Origin of the sequence: Lentilactobacillus kefiri, assembly GCF_009739535.1 — a bacterium.
Lineage (GTDB): Bacteria > Bacillota > Bacilli > Lactobacillales > Lactobacillaceae > Lentilactobacillus > Lentilactobacillus kefiri.
The window spans coordinates 375,644-401,252 of record NZ_CP029971.1; the positions used below are offsets into that span (position 1 = coordinate 375,644).

The following is a 25,609-nucleotide window of genomic DNA, read 5'->3' on the forward strand; positions in this document are numbered from 1 at the left end:
CTCCTTTTTTGATTGTTCACAGAATACAACCAATCAAAATGAAATGCAAGCTCTTTGATTGACTAGTCGTCATAGTCATCTTCATGATCATTTTGCAAGACGTCATCGCCTACCCAATACTGTTGACTGGACTGATGACTCCCTAACTTAATCCGATAAAAGCTTTCGTGTTCATTCTCGTTATCGTCTTCATCTTTAAAGGTCGCAATTGCTTTCTTGTCAACGTGAACCTTTGTGTTGGCTGAAACATTCAAGCCATCCCAACTATAAATGGTATTGTGATCCACCGTTCCCGGAACATACTTGTAAAGATGCTCTTCACGGTATTCATGATCCAGTGACGTCGTAAAGTTGGCTTTTTCATAACGAACTTTTAAAGCCCGTTTTGCATTTGAAGTCGTTGATGATGAAGAACTGGCTGGCGATTCGGATTTACTAGCCGAATTTGACTGAGCAGTCTTTGTGCTGCTGGAACTGCTGTTATTTGAATGATTCGAAGTACTTGAATTGTTCGAACATCCAAACAAGCTGAGCGGTAAAACAAACAGCAGACAAGCTGTCGTAAGTAACTTTTTCATAATGAGGCCTCCCTACGCAATTTGTGTTCGAATATCTGCCTTCATTATAAGTGATTAGGCATTTCAATCCCAACAAACTGCTTTAAGGAGTTATCACTAAAGTTAGTTCAAAACTTTGTACGAATATTTGTGTTGATACTTGTGACTTGGGAATACATGATAGCTCCCAATTCCGTGATATTTAACCAATACTTTTTTGTATGAACCATGAATCAGCTTTTTGGTTGTCTTATATTGGCCAAGATCTTTTTTGGCTGACTTGGATTTATTAAACAGGTACCATGAACCCCACTTGGAAACTTGGAGCTTCCGATCCCCTTTTCGTGATGGGGAGTAGGTTTTTCCATTGGTTGTAAAGCTGTGTTTGGTTATCTTAATGATATTAAATTTGCCTTGGCCGCGATATTCAAACCAGGTCCCCCGCAAAGCCTTGGGCGTCGTTGTTGTTGATGTGCTGGCACTAGCGTTGGTTGGAAGAGCTGCTAACTGAATTCCGAAAATAACTGCCAGCGCGAACATGAAGAGTTTAAATTTTTTCATTATTACGCCTCCCGTTTGTTATTAAAAGTATATCATCAATGGGGTATCGATTACTTTTCTATCCGACTACAGTTACTTTACAGAAAAAGCCTCTGACACAAACGTTCTGTCAAAGGCTTCATAGTGCATGATTAGGAATTTTCTCATTTTCGAATTTGGGCTAAAGACATCGTATATTAACCCCTTTTGTAAACAATATTACGAACAGACTACAAGCTTTTCCTTCAATCAGTCATCAAATCGGCTTTCAACAGCTCGAGCATGAGCTTCTAATCCTTCAACTCTCGCAAGGGTCGTAATCGCATCTTTTTCCAGCTTCAAAGCCTCTCTGGTATAGGAAACAAACTGGGTGCGTTTAACAAAATCCTGAACCCCAAGTGGTGAAAAGAAGCGGGCCGTCCCACCAGTTGGCAAAATGTGATTAGGACCTGCAAGGTAATCACCCAGTGGTTCTGATGCGGAAAAGCCAAGAAAGACGGATCCGGCATTCTTAATTTGGTTAAGATACTCAATTGCATCCGGTAACTGAACTTCCAAATGTTCCGGAGCCACAGCATTCATTAATGTAAATGCATCGTCAATATTTTCCACGACTGCAATAAAGCCTTCATTTTCCATGGCTGCCTTGGCAATTTCTTTTCGTGGTAATAATGCCACTTGGCGATCCATTTCATCACTGACGGCATCCGCCAACTGACGGTCATCGGTCACCAGAATTGGTCGGGCCAACTTATCATGTTCAGCCTGTGACAGCAAGTCGGCTGCCACTTGACTCGGAACCGCCTGGGATCCGGCAATCACACCGATTTCTGAAGGACCGGCAATCATATCAATATCAACTTGACCAAAGACCTGTTTTTTCGCGGTGGCAACAAACACGTTTCCCGGACCAGTAATCTTATCAACCCGCGGAATGGTTTCAGTCCCATATGCCAAGCTAGCGATGGCTTGTGCTCCACCGACCATATAGATTTCATCAACACCGGCAATCTTGGCGGCGGCCAGGACGGCTTTATTCAAGCCGTCCTTTTGCGGGGGCGTCACCATCACAATCCGTTGGACGCCAGCAATCTTGGCTGGAATCACATTCATCAAAATTGAAGAGGGATAGGCCGCTGTCCCGCCTGGAACATATAAGCCAACGGCTGCCAATGGGGCAATCTTTTCACCACGGATAACACCTTTTTTCTTCGCGTCAATGAAGCTGTCTTCGACTTCCATTTTGTGAAACGACGTAATGTTGGCTTTGGCCATCTTTAATGCCTGAATTACTTTATCATCAGTCTGCTCATAAGCATCGTCAATTGCTGATTGAGTGACTTTCAAGTTGTCCAAGTCAACATTATCAAACTTTTTTTCGTACATTTTAACGGCCTGATCACCGTCTTTAATCACATTTGAAATAATTTCTCTAACTGATTGTTCAACAGCTTCCCGGTTGGCAACTGCATTCGTCCTAATCGCAACCTGTTTTAATAACTGATCCAAGGGTTCTTCAATAATTTGCATACACGCCACTCTCCATTTCTGATGACAAAACACTCGATGACAATTAGAAATCCATGAAATAAAAAAAGTCCTCAGACATTGCTTATGCAATATCTGAGGACGAGCATTCGCGGTTCCACCTCACGTTTATCGTTTCCTTACAGAAACGACCTTACGCTGCTCGCAACTAGTCGTCCCATTGGGAGAACAGTTACAGTAGCCGTGGTAACGCTCACTAGCGGGATAACCTACTTGATTCAATCATCCAGTTCATAGATGTGTTTTCATCGCTGCCCACTTCCCCTTCTCACCAACGGGGCTCTCTTTATGTGAAACAAACAATTACTTTTCTAATCGTAACTTCATGTTTATTATTAATTTTTAATTTGATGATACTTGTAATTTACCACCAAAGAAAAATAAGTCAAGACAAATTTCAATTTACTGGGTAATCAATGTCACGACGATCAACGCCAAAGCGGCCAATGGTGTGATCACATCAAAGAAGAAGTGTGAAAAAATGTTAAACCAAATATTTTTACCCCACACATAGATCAGGCCAAACCAGGCTCCGACAGCCATATAAGGAATTGTCTGAATAACGTGCCCGTTAAAGTTGAACCAGTGAACCAAACCAAATAGGACCGCCTGGACGATAAACAAAGTCCAGAAGATGAGTTTCCCTTTTGACTTGAATTGATAGAAGATGGCGTGGCGGAAGACAAGCTCTTCAGTCCATGGTGCCAGCAATACCGGAATAGTTGCGTATAACCCAACTGCCTGGGTTTGGATAGTTTGGATACTCAAGACATCCACGCCGTTTGCCGGAGCTGCCAAATTCATCGACGACATGAGCATTCGAACCCCTGATAAGATAACAAAGCAAAGAATTGTGCCGATCAGTGAAAGGCCCAGATTCCGCCAAATATGTTTCCGGTAACCATGCCACTCAGATACCAAAAGATCCTTAAATAAATAAATGGCAATCAAAAACGCAATCAGTGAAAAACCGCTGGAGACCGTTGCTTTCAGTACCTGGCCGGGCACCCTTTCAATGAAGAATGACCCCAAACCAAGTTCAAACAGTGGCAATAAAACGGCGATCACCGTTTTAATCGGACTGATTTGATTATTTCTATCATTAACCATCCTGCAAATGACTCCTCTCAAAAAATGTTTATGAATACAGTATCATACCCAGTTGATTTCACCTAACCAAATGCCACTGAAATTAAAAAAGAGTGGAACAAGAGGCGTTTTGATCCCAGAATTTAAGAGTATCAATCGATTATTCCCGGTTTTGGAATGATTGATTGATGCTCTTAAATGGCCGGGATCAGCCGATTGTTCCACGTTTCAGCAAAATAATATAACCTTATGAAAAAAAGAAGGTTGCGGCAAAATCATAAACTTTTGTCCCGGCCTTTCATTAAATATTGAAATAAATTGAAAGAAACATCGTTAAGGTCCCGCCCATCACGAAGAAATGCCAAATGAGATGCATCCCAGGCACCCTTGGAATACTGTAAATGAGTGCCCCGATGGTAAACGTCAGCCCGCCTGCAACCAACAGCCAAAAGCCGCTGGTACTTAAATTGGCGTACAATTCTTTGCCAAGAAAGACACACAGCCAACCCATGACGACATAAATGGTTGTTTCAGTTTTTTGAAAACGGCCATGAAAGACAACGTGACTCACAATTCCGGCCACGGCCAGAAACCAGACACTCGCTAAAAGGAGATTTCCCGCCCAGTTATGGACGAAAATAATACAGTATGGCGTGTATGTTCCGGCAATCAAAAGGAAAATATTACTATGATCCAATATTTGAAAGATCCGCTTTGCCCTGGTAAAGACAAAGCAATGCAGCAGAGTGGATGCCAGATACAACGAAAGCACCGTTATACTATAAATAATCAGACTGACAACGGCGGTATTTGACAAGCCATGGTGCAACGCCTTGTTGATGAGCATCGTCGATAATACGATGGCAACGACAAACGAAACACCATGGGTGACGGCGTTTAGAACTTCATAGACAATTTGTTGGCGCTGAACTTTCACACTTGATTCATTCATCACGATGCCTCCTTAGCACCATAATAAGATATAACGTTTTAGATGTCAAGATGACGTAGACTCAATATCTAGATACTTTATTTTTTGGTTGCCTTATGTAATAATACTAGTATTTAATTGTTGGGGGAATATTATGGCAAAAGAGAATTTCACAAAGAAACTAGCCGGCATGACAATGCCGCACTTTAATGATTTACCAAATTTAGACCTGTACATGGATCAAGTCATCGATGAAGTTAATCAGTACCTGGCACCGATTACTCACACGGATATTACAAAATCAATGATCAATAGTTATGTCAAAAAAGGAATTGTCGACCGGCCAACCAAGAAACGCTATTCGCGCATTCATTTGGCAAAGATTCTGGTTGTCAGCCTTCTAAAGCCGATTCTATCTTTGGATACGATCAACCAGGCAATGAAGATTGCCCTTAAATTAGACTCCGCTGAAAAAGCCTACGATCAGTTTATTGACCTGTTCAACCAGGAACTGACCGATGTCGATATTGACAATTTATCTGCCAAGCAATACCAGTCGATGGCAATCAAATCGCTTCTATATAAGCTGGTGGTTGATGATTTAATTCAAAACAGCAAGAACGCATAAAAAGGCTTTTTACTAAGGGAAATATTCAAAGTGCCTTATAATTAAGTTGTTAAGATAATCTGGAACAGGAGTTGAGATATTATGAATAGAAAAGCATTGAAATTAGACGCAAAGAGCTTGTTGAATGCTCATTTTAAGTTCTTCTTTTTGCTATTTTTACCAGTATTTATTCTTGAATTCATCGCAGGCTATATGAGCGCACCAAAAACGGATTACAGTGTTGAATTAAATGCAACAGCCGCAACCCCGGTTTGGACCGGCCAACAGACTTTTGGAACAGTCGTCAGCATTCTGAGTGCCCTGATTACAATTGGAGTTGCATTCATCTGTATTGATGCAATGCGCCAGAAGTTAACGTACGAAAAACCATTTTCAAAGTCCATGACGATTTTTGACAATGTGGATTATTTTCTCGGGGCAATTATCATTTATATCATTCAGGCGATCTTCATCTTCCTATGGATGCTCCTTTTAATCATCCCCGGAATTATTAAGTCACTCGCTTATTCACAATCATATTATATCTATCGTGATGCAGTTGACCATGGCGAAAAGATTAGTTACCTGGATGCCATTACCCGCAGCCGTAAATTGATGGATGGCCACAAATGGGAATACTTTGTAATGTCTTTGAGCTTTATTGGCTGGGGCTTACTGGTGTTAGTCACCTTGGGAATTGCTGCAATTTGGGTTCAACCATATATGTCATTAAGCTTCGCAAACTTCTATCGTGAATTAGTTGATGAACAAAATGCTCAGACATTATCTGCAGCTGATAATATCAATCAAGCATCTTCAAACAACGATTCTGAGAATAATCAATAATTGAATCAATCGTCAATAATTGAAAGCCCGAAATCCTTTATTAGGATTTCGGGCTTTTTATTATTCCCTTACTAATCTTTCTTTTTCTTAACAATGAGAGCCGCAAATAATGCTGTAATCGCCAAAAGAATTGTGCCAATGATGATTGCCTGGATCGTTTGAAAGTCCCCTGTCTGCGGCAATCTTTGATTAACCGACAGGGAGATTGCAGCTTGAGCCACTTTGCTTTCAATCGACGAAGCACTGGTCACCATTGGCGCACTCATCAGCCCAATGCCAGCTCCGACAACCATCATCCAAGAAACCAACCAACGACTTTCTGACCTGTCCATCTTGAAATGTTGCTTGCCGTTCATCACGTTGCGCAGCATAACATATTCCTCCCCATGGATCATTATGACATGTTGTATTAGTTATGGAATCCATAATACATTTCTACACTCTTATTAGACTAAATATCACCAGAAAATGCAACAACTTTGACTTCAATTTGTCGGATTCTGAATATGGTATTATACAAGTACAGTGATAACGATTGGAGATTCATATTATGCAGGTGACCACATTTGGTGAAATTATGCTCCGTTTAACAATTCCAGGTTCAAAGAAACTGATTCAAACTGACTTATTCAACGCAAATTACGGTGGGGCAGAAGCTAACGTTGCCGTATCGCTTGGCCTGTTGGGTGATCAAGTATCTTACATAACCAGACTGCCCAAAAACGACTTGGGCATTTCTGCAGTTCAAAAATTACGAGGATTTGGCGTGAACACCAATCAGATTGTGTACGGCGGAAGTCGCCTGGGGATCTATTTTTTCCAGCCAGGATCCGGAATTCGGCCCAGCAATGTCATTTACGATCGGGATCACAGTGCTTTCATATCGTCACAGCCAACCGATTATGATTGGCCGACACTGCTTAAAAGCACCGATTATTTCTATATCTCCGGGATTACCCCTGCCCTGTCGTCCGAGCTGCAAAGCATTTTACTTTCAGCCGTAACGTATTGTCGGCAACATCAAATTCACGTTTTGTACGACGCCAACTTCCGTGGTAAATTATGGTCCGCGTCAGAAGCGACGACGTTCAACCGCCGCCTCTTACCATTCGTGGATATCTGCCTCGTCCATGACGAAGATATGGAAAATGCCTTTGGTATCAACGCTTTTAGTGTCCATGACAAACAGGCGATCGACCAAAAAGAGTCATTTAAATCGGCCATGAAAAAGCTTGCTGAATCCTATCCAAATATTCAATTGATCGCCAGTGTGCTTCGGAATATCAAGTCCGTTCAAAAGAGTTCATGGATGGCAGTGATGCTCACTCACGACAGCTTTTATGAAAGCGGCAAATATAAAGTTGACGTGGTTCCTGAAGTTGCCGCCGGAGATGCCTTCGGGGCCGGAATTGTTCATGGGATTCTTAATGAATTCAATCCCCAATTTCAAGTTGATTACGCCCTTGCTGCTGCCATTTTGAAACTAACAATTCCAGGAGATTTCAATTTATCTACCGACGAGGAAATCAAAGCTGCCATGGTGAGTCCCAATAATGGGATCAACAGATAACCTTAATTTACCGGCTTCACTTCTGCTTCTGAAAGCCAAAAAATGTGATACGATTGTGCAAGTATTGAAATTATCGCGACAAAGGAAGATGAGATGGCACATGGAGAGTTTACAAGATAAAGCTTACAACGCAATTTATTCCAAAATAATGAACTTGGATTTATATCCGGGTGAACAAGTTTCCGATAAACAGTTTGAAGACGAAATTGGTGTCAGTCGAACCCCTGTCCGTGAGGCCATGCTCAGATTGCGGAGAGACGACATGCTTTACTCACTTCCTCAAAGTGGAACCTATGTTACCCAAATTGATCTTAAAAAATCTCTGGATGCCAGGTATGCCCGTCAAATACTTGAATCACAAATTGCCGAATCAATTGGCGGTTCGCTGACTGACAGTCAAATTGATGAGCTTTCAGGGCTTGTCCAGCAACAAGATTCAGCATCAGAAAAAGACCAGATTCACCGTTTTTTCCAAACTGACAACGAATTTCACGAAAAAATTTATCAATTTGCCGATAAAGAAAACATTTGGCAATGGCTGTTAAGCTTCAGTACCGATCTCAACCGTTACAGGCTGCTGCGGGTTTATGATACAAATCTGCCGATGAATAGACTCACAAACGAACATGCTGAAATTATCAAGGCGTTCGCCGATCATGATGCCAAGAAGGTCCGTGAACTTGTTTACAGCCACCTGAATTTAATGCTAAGTGAGCAGCAGTCGGTCTTAGATAAATTTCCGAACTATTTCACCAATATTAAATAACCTCCCCATAATGACTCCGATACCACAGTTCTTTTACAATTCTGTTAAAAAGGCCAAGTTCATAAACTTTGAATGTTACACTTTTTATAGGACGAGGAGGAGATTATGTATGAAAATTACTAAAGCATTTCGGACAGTATTATTAACCTGTGCTGCCGCAGTTACAATTGGGGTCGGCCTTGGAAGCCAGACGCCAACTGTAAGCGCCAGTTCATCATATAAGACTGTTTCGAAAACCAGCATCAAAAAAACGCCTTACCATAAAAAATCATCTGCGGGGGCTGTTTACAACGCTTCGCATACCAAGAAGGTCGCTAATTTAAAGACCTATCCATACACAACCTGGTATGCAACTGCCAAAGTGACTTTGAAACACTGCAGCTCAAAAGCCTTGTATTACAAAGTTAAAAACGGATCCGGAAATGTTTCCGGCATCGTTTGGCATAAATATCTTAAGCCGGGAAAATCACCATTTGGCCTCAAGTACGCCAAGTCGGCGGTTGCTTTGGATGTTAATACCAACAATATTGTTTGGTCAAAGAATCCGAATACCGCTCGACCAATTGCGTCACTTTCCAAATTGATGACCCTTTATCTGGTTCGCCAAAAGATTAATCAAGGCAAAGGAACCTGGTCAAGTAAAGTGAAAACCAGCAATGCCGGTCTGAAGCGATTAGGTAACTCCAGTGTATTTGGCGGCTTTAAGTTCAAGCACAATACTTATACCGTTCGCCAGTTGTACTTAGCAGGTTTGATTGAATCTTCCAATAACGCTGCCATTGCCCTTGGCCAATGGGTTGCCGGTGGATCCACTCCCGCTTACAACAAGAAGTTTATTGGCATGATGAACAACCAAGCCAAAGAATGGAAATTAAAGCACGCATCATTTGTTTCTGCTTCAGGAATGGAACAAAACAGTTTGCGGCCTTACGGTTACAGCATTGGCGCTTCAAAGAATGCCAACTATGTTTCCGCTACAGATATTGCAAAGATTTCCCGTCACTTTATTGTTGATTACAATGACATTTTGACCGATGCTTCCGTCAAATCAATGAAAGTTGATGGCCAGACATTGCACAACTACAACAATTTATTGCCAGGAAGAAAGTACTATCAAAAATCATTAAAAGTTGATGGGTTAAAGACTGGTTACACTGATCCTGCAGGATACTGCTTCGTCGGGACCGGTCGTAAATCAGGCCACGATCGAATTGTAACTGTCGTTCTTCATGATATTAACGAGTTTACTGAAACCCGTTCATTGATGAATCACGTTTACGACAAAGGTTTGGCATAATTAACTCAGTTAAACAATCAAAAAATAAGCGGCTGGCACAATTAAACCTGTGTCCAGCCGCTTATTTTGACGTTCTAATTGACATTCTGAAGAAAAAATCATAATCTAAGGGTTAGTGATTTCATACTGCAAGTAACAAAATTCTGGGGAGAATTTACATAATGATGGAAAACGAAAGTAACTATGATTTGTACACGAAGCTTCATCCACGTTGCTTTTCAGAGGCAATGGTCGCAAGAATTGCCCGGACTGAATTGGAACGCCGGGCCGCAAACGGCGACGGTGAAGCCAAGATGTTATTGGAGCTGAAAAAGATTGAGCCAGACGCTAAACCATTGCATGGTCAAGTGGTTCATGAACACAAAGAACAGAAGACCCGCAAGTTTATTTATACCTTGCGTTTAAAATTAAACGGTTAATCATTTCAAAAAGGATTGGTTTGATTGAATAATCAAGCAGTCCTTTTTATTTTGCCATCCTAATTGCAAGCTGAGGGTTCAAAAAAGGCTGGGACAAAAGTGTATTCTTTTGCCTCAGCCTCTATTTTGTATTCTCATATTATTTTGCTAAAACGTGCGACAATCGGCTGATCCCGGCCATTTAAGAACCTAAATCAATCATTCCAAAACCAGGAATAATCGACTTAGGCTCTTAAATTCTGGGATCAAAGCGCCTTTTGTCCCACTCTCTTTAAATTCGATTTTAATTACATTGCTGTAAGTCCACCATCAATCACAAATTCTGATCCGGTTGAGTAACTTGAATCATCAGATGCCAAGAAAAGCACCATCTTTGATACTTCTTCAGGTTCGGCAACTCTTTGTAGTGGAATGGACTTTGCAAATTGTTTGATGATTTCTTCGCTGTCCCCTTGGTGAATCATTGGCGTTGAAATGACGCCGGGATGAACTGAATTGACTCGGATATGGGATCCAGCCAACTGTAAAGCAGCTGCTTTGGTCATCCCACGAACCGCAAACTTGGTGTCCGTGTAACCAATCGCACCACCAACCAATCCATTCATTGAAGAAATGTTAACAATACTGCCACTGCCATTTTTCTTCATTGCCTCAGCAGCATATTTCATCCCCAGAAATACTGAAAGTTGGTTAATCTTAAAAATCTTCATATAATCATCAATTGTAATATCCGCAAGAGATTTGTTCATACTGATACCGGCATTGTTGACCAAAATGTCCAACTTACCAAATTTCTTGACGGTTTCGTCAACGACCTTCTTCCAGTCGTCTTCGTTGGAAACATCCTGCTTGATAAAGATGACGTTATCGCCTAATTCATCTGCAAGTGCATTCCCTTTTTCTTCGTTGATATCAGTAATTGCAACCTTGGCGCCTTCCTTAACGAAAAGCTTGGCATGGCTTGCACCCATACCTTGTGACGCACCAGTGATAATCGCAACTTTGTTATCTAATTTTCCCATGAGTTAGTCCTCCTATCGAAAACTGAAAACGTTTACTGACTACAACTACAGTATAACGGATTCGTTTAGAATATTTAAACTTAATGCTCATCAGAATTTGAGTAAAATCTTTTTCTTCTTTGCGTTTTTCTCTAACTTTTCGTGTGCCCAGGCTGCGTCCTTATAGGATTTCTCCAGAACGCCATCTTCAAGCAAATACCCATCGGCCATTAACCGGTTAATAAACTTTGCGGCTTGTCTGATCTGGCCAAGCGGTGCATTGCTGATAACAAAACCATTAATCGTTTGCGACTGAGTATAAAACTTCTGGACATCAAATTTGAACTGATTACTCTTCGGCGCGGTGATGAGGCATACATGGCCGTTTGGCTTCAGGACTGCCAAATTATCAGCCAGCGAAACCTTCCCAGAGGTATCAACGACATAATCGACCTTACTAATCGGTGATTTCCGAAACTGCTTCTTTAATGATTTTTCATAATCCAGCTGCTCATCGCTGCCAAGCCGATCCAAGAGATCAAAGTCTTTGGTGTTTGAGGTTGTCACCACCTTCAAGCCCATTATGTGAGCCATTTGGACAAACTTCGTACCGACGTGACCAGCCGCACCTTCAATTAAAATTGAAGAACCGGAGACCGCAGAAAAGACATTTGTTAACACAATTGCAGCGGTTGCCGAAGAATGGACTGAAGCGACCAACTGGGTTGGCTCAACGTTTTCTGGAACGTGGAATAAGCGCTCGGCGGGAATGGCTGCATATTCACTTGTGACTCCCTGACGGCCGGCGTAGCCCATACTATTGGTCCAAACCCAGTTGCCCTTTGAAAAACCGGTGACGTCTTTGCCGACTTCCACAACTTGACCGACGGCATCCCTGCCAATCACAAACGGAAAGTTGGTTTCGGTTTTAAACGAGCCTGATCGGACAAAGGTATCGACATGGTTGACCGACACAGCGTTGACTTTAATCAAAACTTCATTTGACGAAACAATCGGTTTTGGTAATTCCCCAATCACGATCTTTTGGGCATCACCATTTTTATTAATATAAGCTGCCTGCATAGTAACTCCTCCGATCTTATCAACTATTCTCAACACTCTAATTATAAGACGGAAGTGATATAAAGATGGGATTCAACACTTATTAAAAAAGCACCCAATCAGGTAATGTCTGATTGCGTGCAATATAGGATCCAAATAATTCAATTCATTAAGGTTCACGTTCTTGTATATTCTCTCAAAACAAATTGCGGTAATATACAAACCTATGACTTGCTTAACCATTGAATCTTAAACTTTTGCTCTCCATCAATGGAATGAACAGTTTCTTCATCACCATTTACAGGGGCATTTGGTACCTCAAAACTTGGGTGCATGTGGCTGGTAAATTCAAATTCGTAACCAATACCGGACTTTTTCTTTTCAGCTTTCATCAATCCAAATGTTCCATCGGACAGCTTGACGATTTGTTCTTTCTTCTTTGTTGGGTCAACATAAATTGTTGTCATATTCCGCACCTCCACTTATATTATAGCAGTGGTTACGGTGACTGATTAATATAACTACCGGATTTCTCCGGATAAGGCTTGACTTAGAGTCCACTTTAACGTTTATAGTATGATTGTTCGAAAAAATACAGGAACGGTTTTTTCTGAAACGAGTATACTAAAAATAAGATACTTTCAGAAAACAAATAACTTTTAACACTAAGGAGCCACAATGAAAAAATACACAAATCAATATTTTGACGGCGAACGGCCACTGTTTGCCGAAACAAACGCTGACATCCAAGGCACCACTTTTGGCACAGGTGAATCTCCCCTCAAGGAAAGCCGCAACATCCATCTGACCGATTCAATCTTTACTTACAAATACCCACTGTGGTACAGCCGAAACGTCAAAGTCGACCACTCAATCCTGGAAACAATGGCCCGCTCTGGTATTTGGTACACCCATAACATTGAAATTAACGACAGTGCGATTCAGGCGCCCAAAATTTTTCGCCGCAGCAGTGAAATTACACTGAATCACGATCATTTCTCCGACGCAAAAGAAACCCTATGGAACTGTAAAAACATTAAAATCAACAACGTTCAAGCCAATGGCGATTATTTTGGCATGAACAGTGAAAACATTTATGTCGATCATTTGAATTTAATTGGCAACTACGTCTTTGACGGTGCCAAAAACGTTGAAGTCCATAACTCCACGTTGGTCTCAAAAGACGCCTTTTGGAACTGTGAAAATGTCAAAATCTATGATTCCACGATCAATGGCGAATACCTGGCCTGGAACACGCAAAACATCACGTTTATCAACTGCACCATTGAAAGTGATCAGGGACTTTGCTACATTGACCATTTAACCATGCGCAATTGCCGCCTGCTGAGAACGGATTTGGCTTTTGAATATTGTTCAAACATTGATGCCGAAATTAACTCAAACATTATGAGCGTCAAAAATCCAATCAGCGGTACCATTCAGGCCCACTCCATCAGCTATTTAATTCTTGATCCAACCAAAATTGATCCTAGTAAAACGACGATTACAACTGACGTCAAAATAACCAAAAAGGAGAGTGCATAATGTACGACTTTACTTCAATGATTCCCCGCAGAAACACTGACTCGGTTAAGTGGGACGTTAAGCCAAACGAACTGCCAATGTGGGTCGCCGACATGGACTTCAAGGTCGCTCCTGAGATTCGTGACGCCATGCGACAAAAAATTGACTTCGGCATTTTCGGCTATGAAGAACCTCACGATGATTATTTCCAAGCCGTCATCGACTGGTACACCAAAGAACATCACGCCACTCCGAAAAAAGAGTGGATGTTCTTATCGACGGGTGTGGTGCCAACCATTTCATCATCCGTTCGAAGAGTCTCAAATGTGGGTGATAACGTCCTGGTTCAAGCACCGGTCTACAACATTTTTTACAATTCAATCGTTAATAACGGCCGCCATGTGCTGTCCAGCGATTTAGTTTATGATCCAAATAATCACCAATATCACATCGATTTTGCCGATTTGGAACGCAAGCTGGCCGAACCGCTGACGACGATGATGATTTTGTGCAATCCCCACAATCCAATTGGCAAAGTTTGGAGTCGGGACGAATTAATTAAAATCAATCAGCTGTGTATCAAACACAGTGTCACCCTGTTATCCGATGAAATTCATGGTGACCTTGTCTTTCAAGGCGACGACTACACCCCAATGTTCTCTCTGCCGGATGATTTAATTCAAAACGTTATCGTTTGTGTTTCTCCAAGTAAGACTTTTAACGTGGCCGCGTTGCATGCCGCCACAGTCATCATCCCCAACCAGGTACTCCGAGATAAAGTCAACCGTGGGATTAACACCGATGAACTCGGTGAACCCAATTTGCTGGCAATTCCCGGCACGATTGCCGCTTATACAAAAGCCGGTCAGTGGGTTCACAAACTGAGACAACATATCAGAGCCAATTACCAGACAGTCGTCGACTTCTGCCAAAAGAACATTCCAGACGTAACGGTTGTGCCTTCAACCGCGACCTACCTGGTCTGGATCGACGTTAGCCAACTAACTGACGACTCTGCCAAATTGGAATCATTTATCAGAAGCCAAACCGGCTTGTATGTTTCCGCCGGAACGGTTTATGGCGGTGATGGCAACCACTTCCTAAGAATGAACATTGCCAGTCCAGCTTCCATGATTGACGATGGCCTGAATCGTTTGAAAAATGGCATTGAACAGTTTAAGCAAAGTAAATAAGGATTTTCGTCAAAAAAGGGCTGGAACAAAGTTTTTACTTTTGTTCCAGCCTTTTTATTGACCCATTTTTATTCTTCGACAATCTTACCCACTGCAATTGGCAAAGTCGTATGTTGATCGTACTTGCCAACCGCACCTTGAATCGTATCAGGGAGTTCCATTGAATCTGGAACGCCATGGATGTAAATCACTCGTTTTTCAAGATGTAAATCATCATCGTTGAAAACTTCTTTAAACTTTTGACTAATCTCTGATAGTGGAACTTCCTTCTTGTAGTGGAAATGTCCGTTTGCATCAGACGTTGGATAGGTATCGGTTGGGATATCCATCTTTTCAGGTTTGTCATTGAACGGCACCATTGTGGTTCCCGAAACCGGTTCAGTTTCAGGAAGGTCAACGTAGCCATCATGATTGGTGTCTTGAGCAATGGTTGCGGGTTGAGCATCCTTGCCGTCCGGGAATCCATGGAAATGCATCCAGTGCTGAGTGTTTGGTGAAGTATGATCCATCGTAATTTCAACGGTCAAAGTATCGCCAGCCACCGTAAAGGTCGCCTCTCCAGTTGGATGAGTACCAATCTTTTCGCCATTTAATGAAGTAATTTCTGCTTTATAAGTTTTTGTCATCATTACCGCTCCCCTTGGACTAAATTCATCGTCCAAAGTTAATATAGCACGATTTTAGGTTGTGTACAACCTAGTTTGATTGAAAAATGCTGTTTAATCAAACATGATCCCTTGCAAAAGCCAACATATCTTCCGTTTGTTGGTTGAGTAATGGCGGCAAATGATCAAAGTCGAAATAATCAAGTTGGAGCGTTTCGTCTGTCGCTGAAGAAAGCAGCTTACCACCGACTGGTCTTACCAGGTACAGCTGATTAATCGTCTGAACCTTATCGCCATTTGGATAGCTAAAGATGCCCTGATCAAACAACTTAAGAGGCTCCACAATTTCGACATCCAATCCGCTGTCTTCTTTAAATTCTCGAATGCAAGTCTGAGCGAAGGTTTCACCAAATTCCATATACCCACCTGGTAAGCTCCAATTGTGAGTGTCGGTTCGCAAATTCAATAACACCTGATGCTGATCATTAACCAGAATTCCACCCGCCGTATTTAATATCAACGGCATGTGGCCAACCAACTTTCGAATTTCACCAATGTATCCGGTTGCCATCAAATCACCACTTTCATATATTGTTATCGATATTATCTTACAAATCAATCGATCAATCCAGCTGAATTCCAATAGGGGTAAAAATAGTTAACACTAACATACTAGTGACTATTTTAATGGATTCGATACTTTTTCGAAAATGATAGCATTTTCATAAAAAAAGTTTAAACAAATCCAGTAATGTCAACGTTTTCATGGATGTTTTCACTTGTATTAATTTCGAAAGTGTTTAGAATTGAAAATTGCAGTAAGGGGAAGAAATAAGATTCTAATATGTTAGTTTCTGAATCCTTACGAGTATAAATTAACATTTGATACACGAAAGGAAGATTTACAATGGCAGAAACAGATTGGAAAGAATCATTAAAATCAGAAACAGCATTTAATACTTTTATTAACAACTATTTCAAGGATCACAAGCAATTAACTGGTAACTATGAAACTCGTTCATACTACGAAAACTACACAGTTACATTGAACAGTAAGAAGGGCTTGGTTATCACATTATTGAGTTCTGTTAACCCAACCTTTAGTTCAGATGCCCCAACCGTTCCAGTTAGGGATGTTGAGACCATCTCAATTGAGGAATTCCGTCAGTTGATTCTGCACAAGAAGTTTGCCGACATGCATACTTCACTTGCAGATGTCTTCCAGACAGTTGCCGGTGTCCCTGACTCAAAAAAGTAATTTAACTTAAAAAAGAGCTTTGGCATTTATTGCCAAAGTTCTTTTTTTGTGGGGCGAATTTACAATTGAAATGCAACACAAAGTAAAAAAATAAACCCATACCGGGTAGAATCTGTTTAACGACCAAATCAAACAATTCGAGGTATCCGGTATGAGCTATAAACATCTTACTATAAAAGAACGTGAAATACTTATGTTTTTACGAGCTAAGGGGTTATCTATCCGGGCTGTTGCGTTACGGCTGGGGCGAAATCCAAGCACTATTTCACGGGAGTTAAAACGTTGTGCAGGTAATTATTCCCCAAGCAAAGCAGATAATGACTATCATCAAAAGCGGCAGAATTGTCACAAGAAGCGACTATTAGACAGCCATCCACAATTACGTCGTCAAATTGTTCATTACATCTTAGATCTGCACTGGTCACCAGAGCAGATTACCGCTCGCTTTAATAAGGAACATCAATGGTGTGTTAGCTACAACACAATTTACCGTCATATCTATCAACACAATTTAGGTGAGAAGTACTCCTCACGTGGTGATACCGGTATTCAGCGCCATCTCAGACATAAACATCGGACTCGGCATTCAAAGAATACTAGACGACATCGAGAAGTACAGACCGACTATATCTCGATCCATGAGCGCCCTGGTTTTATCAACCAGCGTCAACGTATAGGTGACTGGGAAATTGATACTGTGATTGGTCGAACGGGTCACTCCATCCTTTTAACGGTTGTCGATCGGCTTAGTCGGCTTACGCTTATCAAAAAGGTTGTGCAAAAGGACTCGCAGGAGATAAATAAAGGCTTAGTTGAACTGTTAGGGGACATTCCTAAAGAATTTGTTCATTCTATTACACCAGATCATGGGACCGAATTTCTTCATCTTGATGAAATCAGCGAAAGGTTAGGTGTTACTGTCTATTGGCCCGATCCATATTCGCCTGAACAGCGTGGAACAAATGAGAATACAAATGGATTAATCCGGGAATATTTTCCCAAGCGAACAGATATTGATAATTATACAGAACAGGACGTTGAACACTGCCAAAAGCAGTTAAATCAACGTCCTCGCAAAGTGTTAAACTATGAAACCCCATATGAAGTATTTTTTGACAAACCGTTGCACTTAGTTTGACAATTCGCCGGAAAATTCATTTTTTGTTACTTAATCACTTTTCGGTTGGGATCCAAAATATTAATCAATAAAACAACAATCAGCATTGCCACCACCCCAACAAAGACCATGTGAAGGGCTGTGAGGATGATTGGAGCAATTAGGGAACGATTGGCCACAACGGCAGCCCCTTTTGAACTAATCACACTGTTGACTTGTGAGAAACTGATGCCGCCGTGCAATTGCATGCGGATGACCAAATTTAAAATTGCCCCGTATACACCGGCCATGACTGTTTGGCCCAACGAACGGCCAAGAGTCAGTACCGAGGTGGCAGAGCCGACCATTTGATTGGGAACCAAATGCTGACTCAAAACGGTATTCATACTGATGATAATCCCCATTCCCATTCCATTAATCATGGCAATGACGTAAAACGCCCAAACGGGAAATGCGTGGCTTGCAAAAATCAGCGATAAATAGCTGAGGAGCATAATGCCGATCAAAACTGAGGCAATTTGTTTGGGCACAAAACGACTGATGAGCCTGCCAACAAAGAAGGACGCAACCAGCCACATAATGGAACTGGATGTCACAACCAAGCCGGCAGTAGTTGCCGAGACCCGGTATAACGATTGAAGCCAAATTGGGAAATACATCTGGTAGCCGATTAAGACCCCACTTAAAATTGTCGCTGTCAGGATTTGTATTGTGAACGTTCTCGACTTAAACATTGCCGGAGAAATTAATGGATCTGAAAAACGCTTTTCCCGACGGAACAACATGATCCCAGACAATAACGCAATAACAAGCAGAACCGCGCCCAACACCGGAATTGTATCAAGCGCCTGAATACCTAACAACAAGGCAACCAGTGAAATTGCCAGCCAAATGATTCCCAACCAATCAATGGTCAATTGAGAACTCAGCTGAACATTTTCCTGATAACCGAACCAAACTAACAATGCCACGATAATTCCCAGCGGCACGTTGACAAAGAATACCCAGTGCCAGGACAGGTGATCCACCAAAAATCCGCCAATCAGCGGCCCTACCAACGCGGATAACCCCCACGCGGTATTGTTGAACGCTAAGACGTTTGCCCGCTCTTTAAAGCTGAAAATGTCGGCAATAATCGTAAATGTGAGTGGCATCACCGCTCCGGCACCAATTCCTTGAATTGCCCGAGCAATAATCAAGAAAAGAATCGAAGGCGACAGACCGCTGAGCAATGAACCGATGGTAAAGACAACCACACCCCATTGAAACACGTTGCGGCGTCCCAACGTGTCAGCCAACTTACCATAAATTGGGGTGGTAATCGCCGTTGTTAACAGATAGGCGCTCATAATCCAGCTTTGATAGGCCAGACCATGTAACTCACTGATGATCGACGGCAAGGCAGTCGTCACGATCGTCACTTCAACCGATGTCATAAACGTGGCAATAAAGACCGCGGTCATAATAATCCATCGTTGATTATGACCTAATTTTGATTGATGCATTATTTCATATCTCCAATCGTGCTATGATAATGATTATTTATTAAAAAAGTGGACACAATAAAATGATACCACAAGCCAACGGAGGTCAAAATTGGATTTACATTATGAACCAGCGCGTCCAGATGAACTTCTGGATATTATGAAAATAGAAAATGCCGGCTTTTCACCGGCCGAAGCTGCAACCACAGACGCAATGCAAGAACGCATCAGCGCCTACCCGGATACGTTTATTGTTGCCAAAAATGATGCCGGCAAAATTTTGGGTTACGTTGTCGGGCCGGCATTTAACCACCGTTATTTAACCGATGAATTATATGCGCACGCCCATCCAAATAACCCTGACGACAAATACCAAGCCGTTTTAAGCTTGGCAGTTCACCCCGACTTTCAGCATTCGGGAATCGGCAGCCGGTTACTGACAGAATTGTCACACGTCGCCAAACGACAGGAAAGAGCCGTCATTACCCTTACCTGCCTTCAAAATCTGGTCCCCTTTTACGAACACAATGGCTATCGCAACGAGGGCGTTTCAAATTCCAGTCATGCAGATGAGACCTGGTTCAATATGGTTCTGCCGCTAGAGTAATTTGTAAGGCTTCCTTAAGACGGGGAATTTTTAAACGTGATTACTTGAACGACGAATACGGGAATGATATTATGCAGTCGAATTGTATTCTATTCAACTTTAAGTGGGGGTTCGTTATGAAAAAAAGCAGTTTCTTTCTCGTTGCATTGGCCAGTGTTTCCTTTGCACTCACGGTTCCACTGACCGTAAACACGACATCAAGCCCGATTACCTATGCCAAATCAACTAAACGGGTAGCTGGAAAAGCAGTTGCCAAGGCAATCCGTCGTTCACCTGATTTGAACCCTACAGCAAGCGTCCGGAAATACCCGGCCTATATCTACGATAAATATTGGAAGGTATTTGACCGCTGGTACAACGTCCAGCCAATGAGCGCACCGGGTGTCTTTAAAAAGCACACTGCCCGCGTTTACGTTGCCAATAAGGCATTAAAGTCTTATACGTATGCTGCTATGAATAATTGGAACAAAGCGCTTAAAGTTAAGGCATTTAAAGTGGGAACAAAGGCTCACCACACAATGACGGTCGGCTTTAAGAATGCCGGAACCGGTGACGGCAGCTGGGATGGCTACTACATCACCAGCAAGCTGTATATTAACTATAACTTCTTCGATAATGCCAATTACTTACCGGCTGTTTATAAAGCCATTACCGGCAAATCGTTACCATCGGGTGATCAGCCAAATAGTGCCGCATACAAGTCAGTCTATGACACTTATTGGAAATCAGTGATCACTCATGAACTGGGTCACAGCTTAAGTCTTGACCACACCCCTTATTCCAACGATATTATGGAAGCCGACTCCGGTACCAAGAGCGGTGACGCCAAGTATTCGTGGCATTCAACAAAAGTTGTCGATGACAGCTACGCAATCTTCACAGACAAATTATCATCTCGAGACATTAACCGGGCTAAGCTCACCCGGATCCTGGGATACTGGTAAAATAAAATAATCAAACCAAAAAAGACGACCGGAATACAATTCCGATTGTCTTTTTTTATTTCTCACTTATCGACACCTTTTGATGATTAAAACTGCCATCAAAGGATATCAGGAAAATAACTGAAATCACGAGTAACGTTCCCCAAACGGCTGAAAATGTCGGCCAAGGGGCAATTGCACTCGCGGTATGGGTAACCGAGATGCCGGCCTGCCAATCAATCATCGCATGAATGAGGACCACCCACAGCAATGTATTTGTGGTCAAACGGATTGAAACAAAAATTGTTCCAATCACAAACGCATACGTTGCCTGCTGCAGAGTTTGAACAATTCCCTGGCCGGAAATTAAATTCATAAAGTGAAACAGACCAAAGAAAATGCCGGATGCCAATGCAGCCTCTGTGAATTTGTATTTAGCTTGATTAAAAGCTGAAAGAAAGGCCGAAAATAAAAGTCCCCGGCATAAAAACTCTTCGAAGATCCCTGCCGATAAAGCCATCATGGTGTCGGCAATGAACGTTTTGGAATGCGCCATCAACGTTGTTCGGGTAAGAATAATCACTAAAAGCAACAAGCCACCCAAGCAAATGCCAAAGATGAATCCCCATATTTTGGAAAAGGTTCCCAGTTGAATTCGATGCGGGAAGATCTTGGTCGTTCCCAACACATAGTAAATAATACCGGCAACGACAATTCCAAACACCAAACGGGTACCGCCACGCATTAGCGGACCAGTCCCCTTCACGGAAAAGTCAACTCCCATCAGCAGAACAATGAAGAGTGCTGCCAACAAGAATTCTTTTACCCATGATATTTTATTTTTAATCATTCATTGTAACCCCGTTTCATTATGTAAAAATGGTCGGAAAACATCCGACCATTTAAGTTTAACACATTATAAAGTTTGGTCAAAGAATCCCACGACGTCATCCCAGACATCATTCAAATAGCCCTTGGCATGACGGCTGCCCGCCAACATTCGGGTCCGATAAGGAATTTGATGAGCGGTTAAAGCTTGAGCCATATCCAGTACCCCACTGGTCGGAACGAACTCGTTCAGTGAATTTGCCAGATACATCTGACCGGTCTTGTCATTTACCCGATGAACCGGGGTTGCCTGTTCATACTGGTCGGTGCGTCCATTGAAGTAGTTGGTAACAAACCATTTATAAAACGGATCATTGGCACCGGTCTGGTTAATATTGGCACTGGCTGTTGAATTAAAACCACTGGTGTCACCTTCGGCAGCAACCACATCTTCATGAGACCCCAACCATTTATCAATATCCAAAATACCTGAAAGTGAAACGATTGGAATGCCATATTTGATTGCCAGTTCAACGGTCATATTTCCACCGGCAGACGAACCAAACGCGCCAATATGATCGTGATTAAATGGTAAGTCGGATTTCTTCAGCCATTCAAACAGGTTATCCATATCGGCCAAAGGAGCGGGATAAAAGGCTTTGGGTGTTATCCGATATGCCGGGGTAACGACCAGATAGCCGGCTTTTACAAATCCGATTGAAGAATCTTCGTCTTTGGATTTATTTCCCCGGAACCAGCCGCCACCGTGGATATCAATGATGGCACCTTTGCTCTGAGCTTTTTCAGCATCATAATAAATATCAGTTAATTGATGATTGACAGAATCGTATTCAACGTCTTTTTTGATCACTAAATTAGTCATGTAAATCCTCCTCAAAACTGATGAATTATCAATTCACCCAGAGTATCTACCCGGAAAATATAAAGGTCAATCAATTCGACTTCGGTAAGTCATCCCCATAACAGAAGCATTGACATAACCGTTATTTTTATTTATCCGACTTATTTTTGGAAACCGATTTTTATGATTTGGATGCTAATGAAATCAGTGCCTGGGTGATCATCGGATCGTAAAACAATCGATAGCCGTCTGCGTTGGGATGGGTTCCAGTCCCGCCAACCGAGTGATTGCCACCATTTTGATCAACTTGATCATATGAATAATCATGTTGGTATTGGGGCAAAAAGCCATTGAAATTCCCTTCAGTATACAAATCAGCCACCTTAATTGACCATTTATGAACAATTTTCAGTGAAATGTCGTGCATCACATTTTGAACTCGCAGATCTCGGGCTGGTGTTTTGTGGGTCGCTACGTAAAGCAGCTTGGCACCCTGATATTTGGTTTCCAACATTTTGCAGATTGTTTCCAGAGCGCCGCAATACGTTTTGGAATCCAGATCATCCTGGTATCCGTACGTGATTTTGCCCAGCTTTTCGGGATCGTCGACAACTTCCGCATACGCATCATTGGCAATGGAATCGAACACAACAAAGTCCGGTGTTTTTTCCGGTGCATTGGTAATTTGATCAACAATATTGTTGGGATCGGTAACCCGGGCTGCAGCGCCATTAATACAGAACTTTTGATACTTCATATTATTTGCCTGACAAATATCTTCAACGAAGCTTGTGTTTGCGAGGTGTCCGTTAACAATACTGGTTCCAAACGCATATAGAGATTTACCATTCAAGATATTTTCTGTCAAATTTGTTTCCTCCATCTTTGATTGATGACAACGACAGGGCGACAATGTCAGGGAAATGTCCCATCATTGTCGCCCTGCAAGTGATTTAGATGTTTATTGATTTAATTATTTTTTTCCAATGCTTCCCATAGGCCGAGAAGATAAGTGATTCCAAGTGCCCGATCGTATAGTCCATATCCCGGTCGACCATCTTCACCCCAGATATTCCGGCCGTGATCCGGACGAATATATCCGTCATAATCGGTATCGTGAAGAGCCTTCATAATTTCATACATATCCAAAGAGCCTTCACTGGATGGATGAGCGGATTCATGGAAGTCGCCCTGCTTGTTAACGAATTTAATATTTCGAACGTGCATAAATGGTACCCGATCCTTGGGCACAAACTCGCGGATGATGGCGGGCAGATCATTGGCCGGATTCTCACCAAGGCTTCCAGTACAAATGGTAAAGCCGTTGTAACGCGATTCATGCAGCTTTTCGATTTGAAGCATGTCGTCTCTGTTCTTGAAAATTCGTGGGAGGCCAAATAGTGGCTTCGGCGGATCATCCGGATGCATGGCCATCCGGACATCGTACTTTTCACAGACCGGAATGATTGCGTCAAAGAAATACTTCAAATTTTCCCGCAATTTTTCTTCGTCAACGTCTTTGTATGCGTCAAACAAATCTTGTAAGGCAGCCAAACGCTCAGGTTCCCAACCTGGTAGCGAAAATCCGTTTGAGCCGGACTTCATGTGGGTCATCAGTTCCTCGGGATCCTTTGGCAGCTTATCCTGTTCGTACATCATCACGTTGGAACCATCTGCTAATTGATGATGCAAATCAGTTCTCAGCCAGTCAAACACCGGCATAAAGTTGTAACAGATCACCTTCACGCCAACCTTTGACAGGTTTTTAATCGTTTGAATGTAGTTTTCAATATACTTGTCACGACTTGGCAGCCCAATTTTAATATCATCATGAATATTGACAGATTCAATCACTTCGAGCTTCAAACCGGCGTCGGTCACTTGTTTCTTTAAGGCATTGATTTTATCCTGTGGCCAAACTTCGCCCACCGGAACATCAAACAACGCTCCAACGACTTGTTTTGTTTGTGGAATTTGGCGAACCTGTGAAAGCTTGATATTGTCATCCTTTTCACCGAACCAACGAAATCCCATTTTAAGTTGTCCCATTTTGTCCTCCTTGGTGTGGCATAAACTCATTTTACAACTAAAGGTTGCCAAAAATCTGAGTTCTTATTAGTTTTAAACTAATATTCTAATATATTGACTTTAAAGCTACCACCATTTGTAACCGCTATCAATGCCATGCTATAATACGGTTTATTGGTATGAAAATGCATGCTCAATCATGCTACAATTAAGTAACCTAATATATGAAATAACGAGGCTTGTCATGCAAAGTTTGACCGAAGTTGCCTATAAAACCATTTTAAATGACATTTTAAAATTAAAATTACTCCCTGGCGAAAAGGTTCAGGACAAAGTGCTGATGGAACAACTCAACATCAGTCGAACACCGGTCAGAGAAGCAATTCTCCAATTAAAAAACAACGGCTTAATGATGACGGTTCCTCAAAGTGGAACTTACGTCACCAAGATCAGTCTCGGTTCGGCATTAAACGCCCGCTTTGTCCGCCAAAGTGTAGAGCGAAGTGTCGTCAGTGAGGCAGCCGAAAAAATGTCGAAAGTCAACATTTTGGACAGTCGAACCATTATTCAAAAACAGCAACTAGCAGATGAAGCCCACAGTGCAGTCGACTTTTTCTATTTGGATAATGACTTCCATAAGAGCTTTTACACCGCGACCAATCGGCTGCAAGTCTGGAACTGGTTGAAAAATCTTTCACTGCAGTTGGATCGTTACCGGTTCCTTCGAGTACAGCAGGCTGATATGCCGCTGGACGAATTGATTAAACAGCACAATGCAATTTTGGATGCCGTAGAGGCCAAGGATCGCAAAGAAGCCGAAACCCGTGCATTCGATCATTTGAATCTGATGCTGGCAGAAAAAGACGAGCTGGTTAAACAGTTCCCTGATTACTTTATCGAAGAAGCCAACCATTAAAATGCCAACAAAAAATCCCCAACCGGGGATT

At 42.1% G+C, this 25,609-nt stretch carries 29 protein-coding genes and 1 other annotated feature; of the genes, 13 read left to right on the plus strand and 16 right to left on the minus strand.

All coding sequences use genetic code 11. From position 1 onward, the window contains the following. Positions 1–62 precede the first annotated feature (62 nt). The 5 genes from DNL43_RS02085 to trhA form a co-directional block, all read right to left on the minus strand. A complete protein-coding gene (locus tag DNL43_RS02085; RefSeq protein ID WP_095344984.1) occupies positions 63–578 on the minus strand; it encodes a hypothetical protein in 516 nt (171 codons plus the stop codon). A 102-nt stretch (positions 579–680) separates the two neighbouring features. Beyond that, entirely contained in the window at positions 681–1,118 is a 438-nt protein-coding gene (locus DNL43_RS02090; protein WP_095344985.1) for a hypothetical protein, read from the minus strand. Between the two features lie 228 nt (positions 1,119–1,346). Next, the gene (hisD, locus tag DNL43_RS02095) at positions 1,347–2,627 is read right to left on the minus strand and encodes a histidinol dehydrogenase (RefSeq protein WP_095344986.1); all 1,281 of its coding nucleotides are present in this window, start codon (positions 2,625–2,627) and stop codon (positions 1,347–1,349) included. Positions 2,628–2,719: 92 nt separating this feature from the next. After that, positions 2,720–2,973 (minus strand) — a binding site (T-box leader). A gap of 74 nt (positions 2,974–3,047) precedes the next feature. Continuing rightward, positions 3,048–3,755, minus strand: coding sequence for a CPBP family intramembrane glutamic endopeptidase (locus DNL43_RS02100; protein ID WP_095344987.1), 708 nt, complete (start codon positions 3,753–3,755; stop codon positions 3,048–3,050). 280 nt (positions 3,756–4,035) lie between these two features. Further along, the gene (gene trhA, locus DNL43_RS02105; RefSeq protein ID WP_095344988.1) at positions 4,036–4,686 is read right to left on the minus strand and encodes a PAQR family membrane homeostasis protein TrhA; all 651 of its coding nucleotides are present in this window, start codon (positions 4,684–4,686) and stop codon (positions 4,036–4,038) included. Positions 4,687–4,819: 133 nt separating this feature from the next. On the opposite strand from trhA, the gene DNL43_RS02110 reads away from it, so the two are divergent. Both DNL43_RS02110 and DNL43_RS02115 read left to right on the plus strand, forming a co-directional pair. Continuing rightward, complete coding sequence (locus tag DNL43_RS02110; protein ID WP_095344989.1) at positions 4,820–5,293, plus strand: DUF1836 domain-containing protein; 474 nt, start codon at positions 4,820–4,822, stop codon at positions 5,291–5,293. Between the two features lie 81 nt (positions 5,294–5,374). Then, positions 5,375–6,118, plus strand: a complete 744-nt coding sequence (locus DNL43_RS02115; protein WP_095344990.1) for a DUF975 family protein — start codon at positions 5,375–5,377, stop codon at positions 6,116–6,118. A 71-nt stretch (positions 6,119–6,189) separates the two neighbouring features. Here the strand turns inward: DNL43_RS02115 and DNL43_RS02120 are convergent, their stop codons facing one another. Further along, positions 6,190–6,489 carry an LPXTG cell wall anchor domain-containing protein gene (locus DNL43_RS02120; protein WP_162551348.1) on the minus strand — a complete coding sequence of 100 codons (300 nt, stop codon included), beginning with the start codon at positions 6,487–6,489 and terminating at the stop codon, positions 6,190–6,192. Positions 6,490–6,668: 179 nt separating this feature from the next. Between DNL43_RS02120 and DNL43_RS02125 the strand changes: the two genes are divergently transcribed. The 4 genes from DNL43_RS02125 to DNL43_RS02140 all read left to right on the plus strand — a co-directional run bounded on the left by DNL43_RS02125 (position 6,669) and on the right by DNL43_RS02140 (position 10,170). Next, the gene (locus tag DNL43_RS02125) at positions 6,669–7,688 is read left to right on the plus strand and encodes a sugar kinase (protein WP_095344992.1); all 1,020 of its coding nucleotides are present in this window, start codon (positions 6,669–6,671) and stop codon (positions 7,686–7,688) included. A 100-nt stretch (positions 7,689–7,788) separates the two neighbouring features. Beyond that, on the plus strand, positions 7,789–8,454 hold the full coding sequence (locus DNL43_RS02130) for a GntR family transcriptional regulator (protein WP_095345001.1): 666 nt from the start codon (positions 7,789–7,791) through the stop codon (positions 8,452–8,454). Between the two features lie 109 nt (positions 8,455–8,563). Further along, positions 8,564–9,751: a D-alanyl-D-alanine carboxypeptidase family protein gene (locus DNL43_RS02135; RefSeq protein ID WP_095344993.1), complete on the plus strand. Its 1,188-nt coding sequence runs from the start codon at positions 8,564–8,566 to the stop codon at positions 9,749–9,751. 161 nt (positions 9,752–9,912) lie between these two features. Then, positions 9,913–10,170: a hypothetical protein gene (locus tag DNL43_RS02140; RefSeq protein WP_225364695.1), complete on the plus strand. Its 258-nt coding sequence runs from the start codon at positions 9,913–9,915 to the stop codon at positions 10,168–10,170. A gap of 287 nt (positions 10,171–10,457) precedes the next feature. On the opposite strand, the gene DNL43_RS02145 is transcribed toward DNL43_RS02140, so the two are convergent. The 3 genes from DNL43_RS02145 to DNL43_RS02155 form a co-directional block, all read right to left on the minus strand. Continuing rightward, entirely contained in the window at positions 10,458–11,192 is a 735-nt protein-coding gene (locus DNL43_RS02145; RefSeq protein ID WP_095344994.1) for a glucose 1-dehydrogenase, read from the minus strand. 90 nt (positions 11,193–11,282) lie between these two features. Next, entirely contained in the window at positions 11,283–12,254 is a 972-nt protein-coding gene (locus tag DNL43_RS02150) for an alcohol dehydrogenase catalytic domain-containing protein (protein ID WP_095344995.1), read from the minus strand. Between the two features lie 203 nt (positions 12,255–12,457). Continuing rightward, a complete protein-coding gene (locus tag DNL43_RS02155; RefSeq protein ID WP_095344996.1) occupies positions 12,458–12,700 on the minus strand; it encodes a hypothetical protein in 243 nt (80 codons plus the stop codon). 211 nt (positions 12,701–12,911) lie between these two features. Between DNL43_RS02155 and DNL43_RS02160 the strand changes: the two genes are divergently transcribed. Next, positions 12,912–13,778, plus strand: a complete 867-nt coding sequence (locus tag DNL43_RS02160) for a DUF3737 family protein (protein WP_095344997.1) — start codon at positions 12,912–12,914, stop codon at positions 13,776–13,778. After that, on the plus strand, positions 13,778–14,950 hold the full coding sequence (locus DNL43_RS02165; protein ID WP_095344998.1) for a MalY/PatB family protein: 1,173 nt from the start codon (positions 13,778–13,780) through the stop codon (positions 14,948–14,950). The genes DNL43_RS02160 and DNL43_RS02165 overlap by 1 nt, the downstream gene beginning before the upstream one ends. Positions 14,951–15,018: 68 nt before the next feature. Here DNL43_RS02165 and DNL43_RS02170 read toward each other — a convergent pair whose 3' ends face one another. Together DNL43_RS02170 and DNL43_RS02175 are read right to left on the minus strand one after the other, a co-directional pair. Beyond that, positions 15,019–15,576, minus strand: coding sequence for a hypothetical protein (locus tag DNL43_RS02170; RefSeq protein ID WP_095345003.1), 558 nt, complete (start codon positions 15,574–15,576; stop codon positions 15,019–15,021). 97 nt (positions 15,577–15,673) lie between these two features. Then, complete coding sequence (locus tag DNL43_RS02175) at positions 15,674–16,126, minus strand: NUDIX hydrolase (protein ID WP_095344999.1); 453 nt, start codon at positions 16,124–16,126, stop codon at positions 15,674–15,676. Between the two features lie 336 nt (positions 16,127–16,462). On the opposite strand from DNL43_RS02175, the gene DNL43_RS02180 reads away from it, so the two are divergent. Further along, positions 16,463–16,813, plus strand: a complete 351-nt coding sequence (locus tag DNL43_RS02180; RefSeq protein WP_095345000.1) for a hypothetical protein — start codon at positions 16,463–16,465, stop codon at positions 16,811–16,813. A 151-nt stretch (positions 16,814–16,964) separates the two neighbouring features. Further along, the gene (locus tag DNL43_RS02185; protein WP_109249238.1) at positions 16,965–17,951 is read left to right on the plus strand and encodes an IS30 family transposase; all 987 of its coding nucleotides are present in this window, start codon (positions 16,965–16,967) and stop codon (positions 17,949–17,951) included. 26 nt (positions 17,952–17,977) lie between these two features. Here the strand turns inward: DNL43_RS02185 and DNL43_RS02190 are convergent, their stop codons facing one another. Then, on the minus strand, positions 17,978–19,435 hold the full coding sequence (locus tag DNL43_RS02190) for an MFS transporter (protein ID WP_056981454.1): 1,458 nt from the start codon (positions 19,433–19,435) through the stop codon (positions 17,978–17,980). Positions 19,436–19,526: 91 nt separating this feature from the next. Here DNL43_RS02190 and DNL43_RS02195 point away from each other — a divergent pair, with 91 nt between their 5' ends. Beyond that, positions 19,527–20,021, plus strand: a complete 495-nt coding sequence (locus DNL43_RS02195; protein ID WP_056981456.1) for a GNAT family N-acetyltransferase — start codon at positions 19,527–19,529, stop codon at positions 20,019–20,021. Between the two features lie 116 nt (positions 20,022–20,137). Beyond that, positions 20,138–20,965: a matrixin family metalloprotease gene (locus tag DNL43_RS02200; RefSeq protein ID WP_056981458.1), complete on the plus strand. Its 828-nt coding sequence runs from the start codon at positions 20,138–20,140 to the stop codon at positions 20,963–20,965. Positions 20,966–21,020: 55 nt separating this feature from the next. Here the strand turns inward: DNL43_RS02200 and DNL43_RS02205 are convergent, their stop codons facing one another. The 4 genes from DNL43_RS02205 to uxuA all read right to left on the minus strand — a co-directional run bounded on the left by DNL43_RS02205 (position 21,021) and on the right by uxuA (position 24,683). Next, complete coding sequence (locus DNL43_RS02205; RefSeq protein WP_056981460.1) at positions 21,021–21,794, minus strand: CPBP family intramembrane glutamic endopeptidase; 774 nt, start codon at positions 21,792–21,794, stop codon at positions 21,021–21,023. Positions 21,795–21,860: 66 nt separating this feature from the next. After that, positions 21,861–22,655: an alpha/beta hydrolase gene (locus tag DNL43_RS02210; protein WP_056981462.1), complete on the minus strand. Its 795-nt coding sequence runs from the start codon at positions 22,653–22,655 to the stop codon at positions 21,861–21,863. A gap of 160 nt (positions 22,656–22,815) precedes the next feature. Then, a complete protein-coding gene (locus DNL43_RS02215; protein WP_225364690.1) occupies positions 22,816–23,502 on the minus strand; it encodes an SGNH/GDSL hydrolase family protein in 687 nt (228 codons plus the stop codon). Between the two features lie 101 nt (positions 23,503–23,603). After that, the gene (gene uxuA / locus DNL43_RS02220) at positions 23,604–24,683 is read right to left on the minus strand and encodes a mannonate dehydratase (protein ID WP_056981466.1); all 1,080 of its coding nucleotides are present in this window, start codon (positions 24,681–24,683) and stop codon (positions 23,604–23,606) included. A gap of 223 nt (positions 24,684–24,906) precedes the next feature. Between uxuA and DNL43_RS02225 the strand changes: the two genes are divergently transcribed. Next, positions 24,907–25,578, plus strand: a complete 672-nt coding sequence (locus DNL43_RS02225; protein WP_056981468.1) for a GntR family transcriptional regulator — start codon at positions 24,907–24,909, stop codon at positions 25,576–25,578. The last annotated feature ends 31 nt before the right edge of the window (positions 25,579–25,609 follow it).

Coding starts and splice junctions, on each gene's coding strand:
- DNL43_RS02085 (WP_095344984.1), bottom strand. CDS start 578: ATGAAAAAGTTACTTACGACAGCTTGTCTGCTGTTTGTTTTACCGCTC.
- DNL43_RS02090 (WP_095344985.1), bottom strand. CDS start 1,118: ATGAAAAAATTTAAACTCTTCATGTTCGCGCTGGCAGTTATTTTCGGA.
- hisD (WP_095344986.1), bottom strand. CDS start 2,627: ATGCAAATTATTGAAGAACCCTTGGATCAGTTATTAAAACAGGTTGCG.
- DNL43_RS02100 (WP_095344987.1), bottom strand. CDS start 3,755: ATGGTTAATGATAGAAATAATCAAATCAGTCCGATTAAAACGGTGATC.
- trhA (WP_095344988.1), bottom strand. CDS start 4,686: ATGAATGAATCAAGTGTGAAAGTTCAGCGCCAACAAATTGTCTATGAA.
- DNL43_RS02110 (WP_095344989.1), top strand. CDS start 4,820: ATGGCAAAAGAGAATTTCACAAAGAAACTAGCCGGCATGACAATGCCG.
- DNL43_RS02115 (WP_095344990.1), top strand. CDS start 5,375: ATGAATAGAAAAGCATTGAAATTAGACGCAAAGAGCTTGTTGAATGCT.
- DNL43_RS02120 (WP_162551348.1), bottom strand. CDS start 6,489: ATGCTGCGCAACGTGATGAACGGCAAGCAACATTTCAAGATGGACAGG.
- DNL43_RS02125 (WP_095344992.1), top strand. CDS start 6,669: ATGCAGGTGACCACATTTGGTGAAATTATGCTCCGTTTAACAATTCCA.
- DNL43_RS02130 (WP_095345001.1), top strand. CDS start 7,789: ATGGAGAGTTTACAAGATAAAGCTTACAACGCAATTTATTCCAAAATA.
- DNL43_RS02135 (WP_095344993.1), top strand. CDS start 8,564: ATGAAAATTACTAAAGCATTTCGGACAGTATTATTAACCTGTGCTGCC.
- DNL43_RS02140 (WP_225364695.1), top strand. CDS start 9,913: ATGATGGAAAACGAAAGTAACTATGATTTGTACACGAAGCTTCATCCA.
- DNL43_RS02145 (WP_095344994.1), bottom strand. CDS start 11,192: ATGGGAAAATTAGATAACAAAGTTGCGATTATCACTGGTGCGTCACAA.
- DNL43_RS02150 (WP_095344995.1), bottom strand. CDS start 12,254: ATGCAGGCAGCTTATATTAATAAAAATGGTGATGCCCAAAAGATCGTG.
- DNL43_RS02155 (WP_095344996.1), bottom strand. CDS start 12,700: ATGACAACAATTTATGTTGACCCAACAAAGAAGAAAGAACAAATCGTC.
- DNL43_RS02160 (WP_095344997.1), top strand. CDS start 12,912: ATGAAAAAATACACAAATCAATATTTTGACGGCGAACGGCCACTGTTT.
- DNL43_RS02165 (WP_095344998.1), top strand. CDS start 13,778: ATGTACGACTTTACTTCAATGATTCCCCGCAGAAACACTGACTCGGTT.
- DNL43_RS02170 (WP_095345003.1), bottom strand. CDS start 15,576: ATGACAAAAACTTATAAAGCAGAAATTACTTCATTAAATGGCGAAAAG.
- DNL43_RS02175 (WP_095344999.1), bottom strand. CDS start 16,126: ATGGCAACCGGATACATTGGTGAAATTCGAAAGTTGGTTGGCCACATG.
- DNL43_RS02180 (WP_095345000.1), top strand. CDS start 16,463: ATGGCAGAAACAGATTGGAAAGAATCATTAAAATCAGAAACAGCATTT.
- DNL43_RS02185 (WP_109249238.1), top strand. CDS start 16,965: ATGAGCTATAAACATCTTACTATAAAAGAACGTGAAATACTTATGTTT.
- DNL43_RS02190 (WP_056981454.1), bottom strand. CDS start 19,435: ATGCATCAATCAAAATTAGGTCATAATCAACGATGGATTATTATGACC.
- DNL43_RS02200 (WP_056981458.1), top strand. CDS start 20,138: ATGAAAAAAAGCAGTTTCTTTCTCGTTGCATTGGCCAGTGTTTCCTTT.
- DNL43_RS02205 (WP_056981460.1), bottom strand. CDS start 21,794: ATGATTAAAAATAAAATATCATGGGTAAAAGAATTCTTGTTGGCAGCA.
- DNL43_RS02210 (WP_056981462.1), bottom strand. CDS start 22,655: ATGACTAATTTAGTGATCAAAAAAGACGTTGAATACGATTCTGTCAAT.
- uxuA (WP_056981466.1), bottom strand. CDS start 24,683: ATGGGACAACTTAAAATGGGATTTCGTTGGTTCGGTGAAAAGGATGAC.
- DNL43_RS02225 (WP_056981468.1), top strand. CDS start 24,907: ATGCAAAGTTTGACCGAAGTTGCCTATAAAACCATTTTAAATGACATT.